Source organism: Micromonospora sp. URMC 107 (assembly GCF_051386315.1).
Classification (GTDB): domain Bacteria; phylum Actinomycetota; class Actinomycetes; order Mycobacteriales; family Micromonosporaceae; genus Micromonospora.
The window spans coordinates 14,541-27,447 of the sequence record NZ_JBPQTK010000078.1; the positions used below are offsets into that span (position 1 = coordinate 14,541).

The 12,907-nt window shown below is 67.8% G+C and carries 13 protein-coding genes, 1 tRNA gene and 1 pseudogene; 7 read left to right on the plus strand and 8 right to left on the minus strand.

Going from position 1 to position 12,907, the window contains the following annotated elements; all coding sequences use genetic code 11:
* Window positions 1-27: 27 nt before the first annotated feature.
* The gene (locus ACSNN9_RS18160; protein WP_436674556.1) at window positions 28-2,466 is read left to right on the plus strand and encodes a penicillin-binding protein; all 2,439 of its coding nucleotides are present in this window, start codon (window positions 28-30) and stop codon (window positions 2,464-2,466) included.
* A gap of 84 nt (window positions 2,467-2,550) precedes the next feature.
* Here the strand turns inward: ACSNN9_RS18160 and ACSNN9_RS18165 are convergent, their stop codons facing one another.
* Window positions 2,551-3,006 carry a GatB/YqeY domain-containing protein gene (locus ACSNN9_RS18165; protein WP_089003038.1) on the minus strand — a complete coding sequence of 152 codons (456 nt, stop codon included), beginning with the start codon at window positions 3,004-3,006 and terminating at the stop codon, window positions 2,551-2,553.
* A gap of 25 nt (window positions 3,007-3,031) precedes the next feature.
* Here ACSNN9_RS18165 and ACSNN9_RS18170 point away from each other — a divergent pair, with 25 nt between their 5' ends.
* On the plus strand, window positions 3,032-3,925 hold the full coding sequence (locus ACSNN9_RS18170) for a metallophosphoesterase (RefSeq protein ID WP_436674558.1): 894 nt from the start codon (window positions 3,032-3,034) through the stop codon (window positions 3,923-3,925).
* A gap of 241 nt (window positions 3,926-4,166) precedes the next feature.
* Window positions 4,167-4,240, plus strand: a tRNA-Pro gene (locus ACSNN9_RS18175).
* Window positions 4,241-4,318: 78 nt separating this feature from the next.
* Here ACSNN9_RS18175 and ACSNN9_RS18180 read toward each other — a convergent pair.
* Genes ACSNN9_RS18180 through ACSNN9_RS18190 form a run of 3 tightly spaced genes read right to left on the minus strand, consistent with a single transcriptional unit; the run spans window position 4,319 to window position 7,295 of the window.
* Window positions 4,319-5,536, minus strand: coding sequence for a tyrosine-type recombinase/integrase (locus ACSNN9_RS18180; RefSeq protein ID WP_436674560.1), 1,218 nt, complete (start codon window positions 5,534-5,536; stop codon window positions 4,319-4,321).
* Window positions 5,536-5,733: an excisionase family DNA-binding protein gene (locus ACSNN9_RS18185; protein WP_436674562.1), complete on the minus strand. Its 198-nt coding sequence runs from the start codon at window positions 5,731-5,733 to the stop codon at window positions 5,536-5,538. Before ACSNN9_RS18185 ends, ACSNN9_RS18180 begins: the two co-directional genes overlap by 1 nt.
* A complete protein-coding gene (locus tag ACSNN9_RS18190) occupies window positions 5,730-7,295 on the minus strand; it encodes a replication initiator (RefSeq protein WP_436674564.1) in 1,566 nt (521 codons plus the stop codon). The genes ACSNN9_RS18185 and ACSNN9_RS18190 overlap by 4 nt, the downstream gene beginning before the upstream one ends.
* 1,192 nt (window positions 7,296-8,487) lie before the next feature.
* On the opposite strand from ACSNN9_RS18190, the gene ACSNN9_RS18195 reads away from it, so the two are divergent.
* Both ACSNN9_RS18195 and ACSNN9_RS18200 read left to right on the plus strand, forming a co-directional pair.
* Window positions 8,488-9,051 carry a hypothetical protein gene (locus ACSNN9_RS18195; protein WP_436674566.1) on the plus strand — a complete coding sequence of 188 codons (564 nt, stop codon included), beginning with the start codon at window positions 8,488-8,490 and terminating at the stop codon, window positions 9,049-9,051.
* 86 nt (window positions 9,052-9,137) lie between these two features.
* On the plus strand, window positions 9,138-9,965 hold the full coding sequence (locus tag ACSNN9_RS18200) for a hypothetical protein (protein WP_436674568.1): 828 nt from the start codon (window positions 9,138-9,140) through the stop codon (window positions 9,963-9,965).
* 117 nt (window positions 9,966-10,082) lie between these two features.
* Here ACSNN9_RS18200 and ACSNN9_RS18205 read toward each other — a convergent pair whose 3' ends face one another.
* The 3 genes from ACSNN9_RS18205 to ACSNN9_RS18215 all read right to left on the minus strand — a co-directional run bounded on the left by ACSNN9_RS18205 (window position 10,083) and on the right by ACSNN9_RS18215 (window position 11,438).
* Window positions 10,083-10,412, minus strand: coding sequence for a toll/interleukin-1 receptor domain-containing protein (locus ACSNN9_RS18205; RefSeq protein WP_436674569.1), 330 nt, complete (start codon window positions 10,410-10,412; stop codon window positions 10,083-10,085).
* Window positions 10,409-10,981, minus strand: coding sequence for a hypothetical protein (locus ACSNN9_RS18210; RefSeq protein ID WP_436674570.1), 573 nt, complete (start codon window positions 10,979-10,981; stop codon window positions 10,409-10,411). The genes ACSNN9_RS18205 and ACSNN9_RS18210 overlap by 4 nt, the downstream gene beginning before the upstream one ends.
* Window positions 10,982-11,213: 232 nt before the next feature.
* Window positions 11,214-11,438, minus strand: a complete 225-nt coding sequence (locus ACSNN9_RS18215; protein ID WP_091269831.1) for a winged helix-turn-helix domain-containing protein — start codon at window positions 11,436-11,438, stop codon at window positions 11,214-11,216.
* A 484-nt stretch (window positions 11,439-11,922) separates the two neighbouring features.
* Between ACSNN9_RS18215 and ACSNN9_RS18220 the strand changes: the two genes are divergently transcribed.
* Both ACSNN9_RS18220 and ACSNN9_RS18225 read left to right on the plus strand, forming a co-directional pair.
* The gene (locus tag ACSNN9_RS18220) at window positions 11,923-12,141 is read left to right on the plus strand and encodes a flavin reductase (RefSeq protein WP_436674571.1); all 219 of its coding nucleotides are present in this window, start codon (window positions 11,923-11,925) and stop codon (window positions 12,139-12,141) included.
* A complete protein-coding gene (locus ACSNN9_RS18225; RefSeq protein WP_357562872.1) occupies window positions 12,138-12,311 on the plus strand; it encodes a hypothetical protein in 174 nt (57 codons plus the stop codon). The genes ACSNN9_RS18220 and ACSNN9_RS18225 overlap by 4 nt, the downstream gene beginning before the upstream one ends.
* Window positions 12,312-12,516: 205 nt before the next feature.
* On the opposite strand, the pseudogene ACSNN9_RS18230 reads toward ACSNN9_RS18225, so the two are convergent.
* Window positions 12,517-12,681 (minus strand): annotated as a pseudogene (locus ACSNN9_RS18230) (site-specific integrase); the annotation flags it as partial.
* Window positions 12,682-12,907 lie beyond the last annotated feature (226 nt).

Consider the following 12,907-nt stretch of genomic DNA (forward strand, 5'->3'; position numbering starts at 1 on the left):
CTCGCGTACCCTGTCGAGGTGACCTGGATGCGGAAACGTGACCACAATGTGCTGACCAACGCCGCATCGCTACTCATATGTGGCCTGTTGGCCGGCGTGGTGGTCGCGGCGGCGGCCTTCCCCGCGGTGGCGATGTCCGGGCTGGCCGCGAAGGCCGGCGCCGAGACCTTCGGCGCACTTCCCAAGGAGCTGACGGTGGCCCGCGCGCCGCAGATCAGCTACCTTCTCGCCTCCGACGGCAAGACCCCGCTGGCGACCATGTACGACGAGAACCGTCGCGACGTGAAGCTGGCCGACATCGCGCCCGTCATGCAGAAGGCGATCATCGCCGCCGAGGACCACGACTTCTACAAGCACAACGGCGTGGACCTCAACGGCATCGCCCGGGCCTTCGTCAACAACCAGTCCAACGCGTCCAGCCAGCAGGGCGCCTCGACGCTGACCATGCAGTACGTCCGGCTCGCCATCGCCTACTCGGCGAGTCACCCGGCGGACGTGGTCGCGGCCACCGAGGACACCAGCGCCCGCAAGCTGCGCGAGATGCGCTACGCCATCCAGATCGACAAGGAGCTCTCCAAGGACGAGATCCTGGAGCGCTACCTCAACATCGCCGCGTTCGGCAACGGCGCGTACGGCATCTACGCCGCCAGCCAGGTCTACTTCAACAAGCCGCCGAGCAAGCTGAAGCTCGAGGAAGCGGCGATGCTCGCCGGCATGGTCAAGGCGCCGAGCACCAACGACCCGACCACCAAGAGCGGCCACGCGGCGGCCCTCGCCCGGCGCGACTACGTCATCCAGAACATGGTCGAGACCGGCGCGATCACCCAGCAGGAGGCGGACGCGGCGAAGGCCACCAAGCTCGTGGTCACCGGCAAGCGGGCCCCCAACGGCTGCGTCTCGACCAACGAGAAGGGCTGGGGCTTCTTCTGCGACTACTTCTACCGCTGGTGGATGCAGCAGGAGACGTTCGGCTCGACCTCGTACGACCGGGAGCGGCGACTCAAGAGCGGCGGCTACACCGTCGTCACCACGCTCGACCCGCAGGCCCAGCGGGGCGCCGACAAGGCAGTCCGCAAGGCCAAGTCGGAGAAGAGCAAGGAAGCGGCCATGGTGGCGGTGGTCGAGCCGGGCACCGGCCGGGTGCGGGCGCTGGCGGTGAACCGCAACTTCAAGCTCGACGACCCGAAGAAGCCGGCCAACAAGCCACACAGCGAGCCGAAGCAGCGCAAGAAGGGCAAGCGCGGCAACTACCCGAACACCGTGAACCCGCTGCTCACCGGCGGCGACGGCATCACGGGCTACCAGGCCGGCTCCACCTTCAAGATCTTCACGATCGTGGCGGCGCTGGAGAAGGGCATCCCGCTCGGCTACACGATCAACGCTCCGCAGCAGTTCAAGTCGGAGTACATCGTCGAGTCGGGCAGCCCCGCCGCGTGCCCCGGCACCAACAAGTACTGCCCGACCAACTCCGGCAAGAAGGCCGGCGGCGTGCAGAACATGTGGAGCGCCTTCGCCCAGTCGATCAACACCTACTTCGTGCCGCTCCAGCAGCAGGTCGGCGCCGAGAACGTGGTCGACGTGGCCAAGCGGCTCGGCATCCAGTTCCGGGTCAGCCGGGAGAACGAGTGGGCCAACAACAAGGACTACGCGCACGACTGGGGCGCGTTCACCCTGGGCGTCACGGACACCACCCCGCTCGAGCTGGCCAACGCCTACGCCACCCTCGCGGCGGACGGCAAGTACTGCGAGCCGATCCCGGTGCAGGAGATCAAGGACCCGGAGGGCAAGAAGCTCGACATCGCCAATCCGCGCTGCGAGAAGCGGGTCAGCACCGAGGTGGCCCGCGCCGCCGTCGACGCCGCCCGCTGCCCCGTCGGTGACAACTCCTCCACCAGCAAGTGCGGCGGCAGCCGCACGGCCGCGAACGTCCGGGGCATCGTCGACGCGCCGGTGGCCGGCAAGTCCGGCACCACCGACTCCGAGAAGAGCGCGGCCCTGGTCGCGATGACCAAGCAGTACGCGGTGGCCGGCATCATGGCCGACCCCGACTGGCCGCAGACCAACGTCAAGATGAAGCACGCCCCCCGCGACGGCATCAACCCGCCGGTCTACGAGACCCTGCGCGACGCCATGAAGGGCAAGAAGCGGATGAACTTCGAGCCCCCGGGCCAGAAGATCTCCGAGGGCGACCAGCGCCGGATCCCCGACGTGAAGTGCCTCGACCCGGAGCAGGCGAAGTCCCGGATCGAGGCGGAGGGCTTCGATGCCGTCATCTCCGACATCAAGGTCCCGTCGAGCTGCCCCGCCGGCAAGGCCGCTGGCACCAGCCCCGACGGCCGGACCATCAAGGGCGGCGTGGTGACCATCCAGATCAGCGCCGGCGGTGGCACCGCCCCGGGCACGACGCCCGACAACAACAGGCCGCCGACCAACCCCGGCCGACCGCCCAACCGCCCCGGCGGCTGAGCCGACCGGACGAACGCCACGGGCGGGCACCCCTTCGCGGGGGGTGCCCGCCCGTTTCGCGTACGCGGGTAGGTGCGGCCCGGGTCAGAGGCCGAGCTGGCGGCGTACCTCGGCGGCGACCCGGCCACCCTCGGCCCGGCCGGCCACCGCCGCCTGGGCCGCCTTCATGGCCGGGCCCATCTGCGCCTTGCCGGTGAAGCCGCCCGCGGCGAGCGCCCCCGCGACCAGCTCGGTCAGCTCGGCGTCGGGGAGCTGCTTCGGCAGGTAGCGCTCCAGCACCTCGCCCTCGGCGACCTCCTTCGCGGCCTGCTCGGTGCGGCCGGCGTCACCGAAGGCGGTGGCCGCCTCCCGGCGCTTCTTCGCCTCCTTGGTCAGCACCGCGAGCACCTCGTCGTCGGTGAGCTCGCGCTTGGCCTTCCCGGCGACCTCGGCGGTGCCGACGGCGGCGAGCGCCATCCGCAGCGTGGAGGTGGTCAGCTCGTCGCGCGCCTTCAGGGCGGCGCGCATGTCTGCGGTCAGACGGTCCTTCAGCGTGCTCATGGTCGGTGAAACTACCCTGAACGCCATGCGAAAGCGCACACTATTCCGGCTCGCGACCGGGACCGCCGCTCTCGGCGCGGCGACCCTGGCGTACGCGTCACTCGTCGAGCGCAACATGTTCACCCTGCGGCGGTACGACGTGCCGGTGCTGCCGGCCGACGCGGAGCCGCTGCGGGTCCTGCACCTGTCGGACCTGCACATGATGCCCGACCAGGGGCGCAAGCAGCGCTGGGTGGCGTCGCTCGCCGCGCTCGACCCCGACCTGGTCGTGGTCACCGGGGACAACATGGCGCACCCGGGCGCCGTGCCCGGCGTGCTGCGCGCCCTCCAGCCGCTGTTCGACTTCCCCGGTGCCTTCGTCTTCGGCTCCAACGACTACACCGGGCCGGTCTGGAAGAACCCGTTCACCTACTTCCTGCCCGACCGGGAATACACCGAGGGCGTCGAGCTGCCGCACGAGGAGCTGCGCGACGTCTTCGTCGGTGCCGGCTGGGCGGACCTGAACAACGCCCGCACCACCCTGAAGGCCGGCGGCCGGGTCGTCGAGCTGCTCGGGGTGGACGACCCGCACGTCGAACGGGACGACTACGACTCCGTGGCCGGGCCGGTGTCGCCCACCGCCGACCTGTCGATCGCGCTCACCCACTCTCCCGAGCCGGCCGTCCTCGACCGGATGGCCGCCGACGGCTTCGGGCTGATGCTCGCCGGGCACACCCACGGCGGCCAGGTCTGCGTACCGGGGGTCGGCGCGCTGGTCACCAACTGCGGCCTGCCCCGCTCCATGGCACGCGGCCTGCACCGCTGGCCCGGATCCGACTCCTGGCTGCACGTCACCGCCGGGCTCGGCACCCACCCGACCGCGCCGGTCCGGTTCGCCTGCCCGCCGGAGGCGAGCGTGCTCACCCTGATCCCCCGCTGACCCGTACGCCTGCGATCCGCCGGGCCGCAGCCCACGGCCCGGCGGCCCGGCGGGTCGGCGGATCGGTCCGGGCCCGGGTGGGTACGGGTGGTGCGCCCTGTCGAGCTGAATCGTTTACGACATCAGGCGCGGCGTGCGACCGGTCGCCGGGCGCTTCCCCACCGTCGGGAGGGCCGGCACGGCGGTGGGGGTACCGAGTTGGACCCCCGACCGGGGTGGGCTACTATTTGTCGGCACGCCTCGGGGTGTGGCGCAGCTTGGTAGCGCGCTTCGTTCGGGACGAAGAGGTCGTCGGTTCGAATCCGGCCACCCCGACCGAGGTCAGGGGCCACTCTCCATCGATGAGAGTGGCCCCTGATGCATTCGTACAGCAGATGAGTACAGCAGCGGCGGTCACCGCAGGCTCTCCCCCAGGCGCTTGAGGGCGTCGCGGGTGGCGTCCGAGGACGCCTGCGAGTAGATCTCCATCGTCACCGACACCTCCGCGTGCCGAAGCACCTGCATGATGACGCGCGGGTGCACGTCCAGGTCGACGAGTAGGGTCGCGCAGGTACGCCGGGCGTCGTGCACGGTGATCTTCCGGACCCCGGAGCGGGCACAGCGGGCGTCCCAGGAACGGTTGAAGTTGCGCGGCTCGACCGGCGTTCCGTAGCGGGTGGTGAACAGCAGCCGGGAGCCCTGCCAGGCGATCCCGGCCTGGTCGCGGTCGTTCTTCCTCGCGCACTGGCGGAGGTCGAGTGCCGCCGCGCAGATGTCCGGCAGCGGGAGCGTGGCGTCCGAGGTCTGCGTCTTGGTCTCCCGGTGCAACAGTTGGCCGCCGACCCGCTGCAACTGCCAGCCGATCGACAACTCCCCCGCCGCCAGGTCGACGGCGTCCTCGGTGAGGCCGAGTACCTCGCCCTTGCGCAGGCCGAGCACCAGGATCAACACGTACGCGGCGTACAGCGGATCCCGGTCGGCCCGCGCGGACTCCAGGAAGCGACGCGCCTCGTCGCTGGTCCAGGCCCTGCCCCTGCGGCGGCGAACGGGTGGGAGCTTGACCAGGGCGGCGGCGTTGCGGGTGACCAGTTCCTCGGTCGCGGCGTGGTTGAGCGCCGAGCGCAGCACGCCCCGGATGTCCTTGACGGTGCGGGCGGACGGCGAATCGCCGCAACACCGGCCGAGCGCGCAACACCGCCGCCTGAGTTCCGGACGGCGGGCGTCCTTGCCCTGGGCACAGCACTGGCAGGTGCGGGCCACCTCGTTGATCCACGTCTGCACGTCGCGCACCTGGAGCCGATCGAGCCGCTTCCCACCGAGGCCGGGGATCACGTACAACCGGAGGATCGTCTCGTACGTGGCGCAGGTCAGCGGTGCGAGGTTGGGGCGCACCACCTCCCGGTGCCAGTAGGTCAGATAATCGCCGAGGGTCGGCACCCGGGTGGCGACCGGTCCGGCCTTTGCCTGCTGGTGCAGCTTGATCCACTTGTCGTGGACGATCTCGCGGGTCTGGCCGTAGACGTACTTTCGGGTCCGCTTGCCGTCGGGCTTGGTGACCCAGACGTACGCGGCGAAGCCGTTGCGGTACGGGAAGATCGAGCCTTCGCCGTTGGCGCGTACGCGGGCGGGCATCAGGCGGCCTCCTGCCGTTCGACCTGTTCACGGATGTACTCGTCGACCCATTCGGGGAGGATGCGGCGGTACTTGCCGTCCTTGATGGAGCGCAGCTCGCCGGTGGCGATCTTCATCTTGACCTTGGACAGGCCGAAGCCGAGCAGGACGGCGACCTCGGCAGGTGAGTACCAGCGTGGGGTGAGGTTTCGGCTCATGCGGCGGCCCCGGTCAGCCACATTTCGTGAGCGAGTTCTTCCCGGCCGACGCGTTGGCGTTCGCGGTGTTGGGCGGCGGCGGTACTGGCGAGCAGGGCGTCACCGTTGGTAAGCCAGCCGGAGCCGACGAAGGTCAGGGCGCCCACGGTGATCGTGTCGGCGGTGTCGTCTTCGGCACGGCGGTAGGTAGCGCGGGTGTCGCGGAGCAGTCCGAAGGTGATCGAGTAGCGGCGGGCCTTGGTGAGGAAGTGACCGCCGTAGCCGAGCATGTGCGCCCAGCGCCGCAACCCGGCGTAGGGGTTCGGTTTGCTGTCAAGGTCGCCTTGACGCCCACCGGTCGGGGTGGCGGTGTTGCTGCTCCAGGTGTGGGTGGGGCGGCCGAGTCGCCAGCAGGCGCCGATGAGGCGGGCGAGGTGGTCGCCTTCCGGGTCGGCATCGGCGTCGACGGTGTCAGGAGTGAGCCGCGTGGAGCAGTGGCCGGTGGCCTCGGTGGACTTGGTGGCGTACTTGGCCAGGTAGGCGGCCACCCTCCCGTCGGTCACGTCCCCGTCGCCGGTGCCGATGCGGCGTACGTCGACCTGCTCGCCCCAGGCGATCGGCCAGCCCTGCGACCGGTCGGGGTGCGCGGGGGTGGTGAAGGTGATCTGCCGGGCGGCGGCGTGGACGGCGGCGTCGAGATCGTCGGCGGTGATGCCGGCCGGTGGCGGGACGAGGGCGTGCCGGTCGTGGGGATCGACGCCGTCGAGGCGGAGCAGGGCGTGGAAGTGCACCGCGCCCCGGCGCTGCATTTCAGCGACCTTCCCGTGTGACACCCGTACCGGCGGCACCCGGCGGACCCTCCCGGAGTCGGTGGCGACCTGGACGTGATCGATGCCCCGTCGGCGGCACAGGGCAGTGAGGTGGCGTTCGATGGCCTGCTTGGTGCGCCGCCACAGCTCGCCGGAGTAGGCGTTCCAGACGACCTGGTGGTCATGGTCGTAGCAGTCCAGGCACAGCGGCCGACCGAGCTGCGGATCGTCGGCTTCATGGCGGGCGAAGCAGGCCGCGGACCGTTCGTGCGGGCAGATGCCGGCGGTACGGCGGGCGTGGCAGGGCGCCGGGCGGCAGTCACAACGCCGCCGGTCGGCGCAGGTGTGGCGAGGGATGTGCCGGTGGTGGACCGTGCCGAAGGACGGCGCGGTGAAGGTGGCGAAGACGACCGGGTGCCGGGCGACGGTGGTGGGGACGGTCTTGCCGCCGGTCAGGCCGCAGCGGACGACCTGGAAGGCGTCGCCGGCGTAGACCCAGGCGCAGTCGGGGCACTGGGCGGCACGGCGGTTGCCGCATGCCTTGTACAGCGTCCGGTCGGGCAACTCGTCGGTATGCCGCTCCCCAACCACCCGGCCGGTGGCCGACTCGACGGCAGTAAGGGTGCCGGTCAGGCGAATCGGGCGGGTGCAGCCGGCAGCGGCGCGGGTGTGCTCCAGCCAGCCGAGAAAGTCCGGCGTGGCGGCTCGGTGCAGGGCTTGAGCATCACGGCCGGCGGCGAAACCGGGGCGACGCAGGGTGAGCAGGGTAGACACGGAATCTCTCCTCAGGCGGTGGCAGGGGACGGGTACGAACTGCCACCGGTTGTCGGAGCGGTGTCCGTCGGTGGTGTTCGTGGTGTCTCCTGGCACCGCCGGGGAGGGCGGCTGACGCCGGAGGGCGGAAGCGTGGCCGAGCCACTGGCCGCCGATCGGGGGAACGTCCTTCCGGTCCGGGAATCGTGGGTGTGATGCCGGGACGGGTGGGGTGCCTGGTCATCGGCATCCGGTGGGTTGCCGCAGGCGATCCCCACCCGTCGAGGTACGCGAATCCGGGCCACCGTGGACGGCAGGAAGGCCGTGCTGGGCCGCTCAGTGGAATCCGGAAACCGGCACAGTGGCCGGTGCGATCGAGTGCCGGTGGGATGTGACCCGCATCAGCGGCAAGGAAGGCCGCTCGGCAACTCCGGAGTCGAGTTCAGCGATCCGGCAGGAAGGCCGCGCTGACGTGCTCGACGAGACCACGGTAGCACCGAGCACCGACACGTCAACCCGCTGTGACCCCGCGCCGGAGGCGATCTGGTCGGCTGCCGGCCCCTGTGGGAGGACTTTCTGTACATCTATCAAGGCGGCCCTGAACGGGCCGCACGCGCCGCCGCCAGGGCGCGCGCCCGTCGCTCCACTGACGCTCCGACTCCGGTCACGCAGGACGCCCGGCGGCTGGCGCGGAGGGCGGGTAGCCCGGTGGGCCGCCGGATGACGACAGGCCGTTGTCCCGGTGGGCCGGCAGCCGGCCGGGGCCGCGCGGCCAGCAGTCCGCGCGGCGTGGGGAAGCGCACGCCGGGTCCGTCGACGGCCGTCGGGTGGGTGGCCGGGGCTGCGGTTACTGCGCCTCCGGCGGGGGCGCTCCGGCTCCAGGATGACCGGGGGCCGTCGGCGGCTTGCGGTCCGTGGGTGGTTGCGGTGGGAACCATCCCGCCCGCCGTCGACCCGGGCGAGCCGAGCAGGCCGCCGCCCGACCCGCCAGCGTCCGACTGTGCGTCAAGGCCGTCTTGACGTGGCGGGCCGGGCGGCGGCCTGCTCCACAAGAATGCGGGTCGACGGCAGACGGGATGATAGCCCTCTCGGCGAGCGCTGTTGTGCCGATGCCTCTGGTCGGTCGATCGGAGCGTTGCGTGCCCGCTCTACGCTTGATGAGGACGTGTCCCACCATCGGTAGCGTTGACGGTTCGGCCTCAATGGAGAGCGGATGCAGCTTGGTGAGTTTGGCTGGAATGAGGCGGATGCTCTCGGTTCCCTGCTTGGCGGAGCGTTCACCACAGCCACCTTCGGTGCAACCCTCACCCTGTTGGTGCGCGAAATCAGGACAAGGCGGGCTGAGTCGCGAGAGAGGGACCGCGAGCGCCAAGACAACGAGCGCCGCCAGGCCCGACTGGTATATGCCACACTTAATCCAGATGTGCCGATACCAAGCGACCACCTGCCCACGTCCATGCAGGGGCCCCGTGATCAGGTCCACGTTCGGGTCTATAACCACAGCGACGAGCCAGTGTGGGACGTCAAAGTGATCATTCCCGACCGCAGCCGACCACTACTGGTCGAGACCGTTCCGCCACATGACTCAAGGGCGACGGCGTGGATGGAAGCACCCGACGACTGGCACCTGATGCATGTGGGTCCAGGATGTCCGGGTACCCCGACGTGGACCTCGCTGGACGTCGTCTTCGTGGATAACCGAGGATTGCGATGGCGGAGATCGGGGCGCGCGGAGCCGGTCCGTCTCTTCGACAACCAAGACATCCAAACGGACTGAGTGTGTCAAAATGAGGAGTTGCTTCGGCCCGCCGTAGGCTCCTTGCAATTATCTCAGCCAGCTATACCGGTGAGGTGCAGAGGCTCATGTCCGACATTCTTAACTGGTTTTCAAATGCCGGCCAGGACGTATGGCAGTGGGTCGGCGAGACCAACCCGGATACGTGGGCGGCGGCGGCAGGTTGGACGACCGCTGGTATCGCGTTTATTGCTAGCATTGCGGCCTTCAAACAAGTCCGTGTTGCCAGAGCCGTCCGAGAGGAACAGGCTCAGCCTTACGTAGTTGCCTTCATGGAGCCCAGTCAGGCCGATCAGCAGATTATTGAATTTGCAGTCAAAAACTTCGGAACTACTGCCGCCTATGATGTTCGGATGGAATGCGACCGCCCTCTAAGTCGCACTTCATCTGATGGAGGTCTGGGGTCGGAGCCTGTAGGACTCTTCGATACTATCCCTGTATTGGTGCCCGGCCAGGAGTGGCGAATCTTCTGGGATTCGGGTATCGAAAGAAAAAGCGCCGGACTGCCTGACCGGCACGAGGTCACCGTTTTCTACGATGACTCGCATGGGAAGAAAATGAAACCAACGAAGGCAATCTTGGACTGGTCGGTCTATAAAAGTCGAATGTGGGTCGACACATACGGCCAGCACCATAGCGCGAAGGCGTTGCGTGAAATCAGTTCTCTGATGAAGAGTTGGAAGGAGTTCGGAGGAGGAGTTCGTGTTTACGTGCGGGATGGGGACGCGAAGGACGAAGCGCGGCGGATGCCCCCTGGAGGCAAGCGAAGGCTGAAGGAGGTCAACGATCGTGTCCTCGGTCGACAGGGACCTCAGAACACCGATGGTTCAGCATCGTCAGGCAATGACGTCCTGGAAGAAAGCGGAGGAGCGGCGAACTCTACAGAATCTGAGTGACTAAGTGGGTGACAATCGGAACGGATGTCTGCAAACGAGCGTTGATACTGACGGACCTTTCCGCGAGACCGGAGCCGCGCGGCAGCAGGTCAGGGGACTGTGTCGGTTGCCTAGTGGTCAAGCAGTCCGCGTAGCTGGCAGAATCTCGTCGTAGTAAGCCGATCGGATTTCGTCGTTAGTCGTTAGGAGTAACAGCGGAATTTTTCTGCGTGCCGCTTCGCTGACCTCGAATCTAGTCCATGGGGTGTGCGGATAGTTCGGCGACGTTACGGCTATAAAGACTTCCGCTGTCTTTAGTGCAGCAATCACGGCAGCGTGTCGGTCAATGCTTGGTGGATGATGCAAGTCATCGATGTAGACATGGCCAAGGTGGCTTAGTTGTGCCTCGATCTCGGCGAGTCGCCTAAGCGGGTTGTCGCGCCTGCTGTAACTAACGAAGGCGTTCATGGAGACACCACGGCCGGCGAGCCGATGATATCGAAGGCATATAGAGTTAGGGCCACGAGAACCGGCGCTGCGAGCAATGCGTAATAAGTCATCGACCCGTTAAACGCTGCCTTGAGTGGCGATGCCGTTGCAGTGTTCGGTGGCGTCCAGGGCTCCTCACACCGTGCTGCCCTGCGTCGCCAAATCACGTCCATTGTGACCCTAAGTCGACGTTGATAGTAGTAGCCAACTGCATCGGCGAGCCAGAAGAAAATGATGACGAGGAGGCCCGAAAAGAATACTGCGGCAGTAAGGCGTCGGCCAGAGAATAGGGCGACAAGGGTTCCTGTGGGGACAAGGACAGTCGCGCAGAGCTTTTTGATTTCGAAGCATGAGTCAGATGCTTTGAGGGTTGCTGCATGAAGCTGGTCGATCAGTTCTTTGTCTAGATCGTCCGCTTGCACCTTTTTGTCTAGCACTGGCTCATCACCGGCCGATGGCGAGGAAGCCATCCGGAGGACATCCGACGTAGCAGCGCCAGCGAGCGCACCGGCGAGCGCAGCGACGATAGTTGGGTGCTTCGTGCTCACGCTGCGATGGTGCCAGATGACGAGGCGCGACCGCTCGTCGGACCAACGCTCGCGTGCCAGCGATGCCCTGTTGCTGTCGACAGCAACGGTGACAGCAACAGGGCCTGACGACGAGGGACAGCGACGGAGGGCTACGGATCAGCGCCCGACGTCAGAGACGTACGCGGACGCGGCCGGACGAAGCGCTCAGAACTTGTAAGCGAGGGGTCGTGCCTCGGAAAGCGACCCCGGCTTACCGGGGAAGCGGGTTGGCGACGTAGACGCCCTTGCCCTGCCGGCCATCAATGAGGCCCTCAGCCTTGAGCAGGAGCATGGCGGCGCGGATTACGGTGTTGCTGACCTTGTAGTGCTCGCAGAGGGCAGCGAACGAGGGCAGCTTGTCGCCCGGCTTCAACTGGCCGGAGCTGACCTGCTCTCGGATATCTCGGGCGACCTGTAGGTAGGCAGCTTCAGACATAGGTGGTGCTCCCAGCTTGGCGGCTGGTGCAAGCAGACCACATCGCGGGCTCGACTTACAACGCTATGTGTCGTAGCTGTTGACCCTGCGCACATTGCGTCCTAAGTTGCTCGTGGGGCTACCCAGCTTGGCGGCCGGGTCGTCCTGCCGTGGGTGCCCTGTCTCCGGACACGGCTGACCGGGTGCCCACGGGATCCTCAGCGTCGGCGGGAGGCACGGTGACCAGACCGAACGATGCAACTTCTCCGACCGCAGGTCCCGTGCGGGACACCGGCTACCACCAGAGGCAGAACAACAGCCGGCGACGCGTGTCCTACGACGAGTACGTCTTGGCGGCGGCGTTGACGCTCGCCCGCCGGCACCGGCCTGTCTGGTCATGGCGGCACTGGCGGCGTATCTGCCGCTGCGGAAGCGACCTGCCGTGCCGAAGCCGTCATCCCATCCCGATCAACCGCGGCCACTGGCCGAGCCAGGATGCGCCGCGATGACGACGCACCTCCCGGTGACACCGGCTTGGACGTGCGGCGGCTGCGGTGCCGACTGGCCCTGCCAGCCCCGACGGTGCGAACTGCGAGCGGAGTACGACAGCGCCTCGGTGCCGCTGGCCCTCTACCTGGCCGCCCAGCTCGTCGACGCCGCCCAGGACCTGACCCACATCCCCGCCGGCCACCTGCACCACCGATTCCTCGGCTGGACCCGATGAGCATCCTGCGACCCGGCGACGAGAAATTCCACTACAGCGACGGCTCCCACAAATGGATCCCACCCGACCCCGACTACGACCAAGAGGTCTGGGACGAGCAGGTCCGCCAGCACAAGGAAGGCCACCTGAGAAACGAGCAGCCCAAGGTCCGCATCCAGCGCCTCGTCTAACGCCAGCAGTACAGCAGCGAAGTACAGCAACCGTGTCAGCCGAACCAGGCCGAGCCGAGCCTCAGCAGAGCACGTGACCTCGGGAGCAGCCCGACCAGACCACGATGCAGCCAGTTCGGGACGAAGAGGTCGTCGGTTCGAATCCGGCCACCCCGACCAGGTGAGAGGGCACATCCTATCGAAGGATGTGCCCTCTAGTGCTTCCTGCGATGTCCTCCAGACTCACACCGCTGCTGGACAGCACCGACACGCAGCTGTGACGCAGCTCCCGGGGCGTCCATTCGGCGGCAGTCAGTCCGGCCTTGGCGGCGACCCGGCGAAAGCCTCGCCGGACGTTCGCGGCGTCCAGTGCACTGCCGGTCCCGCTAGCCGAACTGGGCCGCCGCCTCCGGGTCAGGTCGTCTCCTATCGCCAAGCGGAGCTGCTGGCCGAGGCGTACGGCGCCGGGGCCCGTCTGGTCACCACCGAAGGGCTCGGTCACCACCGCATCATGTCCGCGCCGGAGGTGGCCCGCCAGGTGATCGATTTCGTGACCGGCGCCGACTCCGGACCGCGCTGACCGTACGTGGGAGCCGGAGCGGCCGGCCGGGATCGGC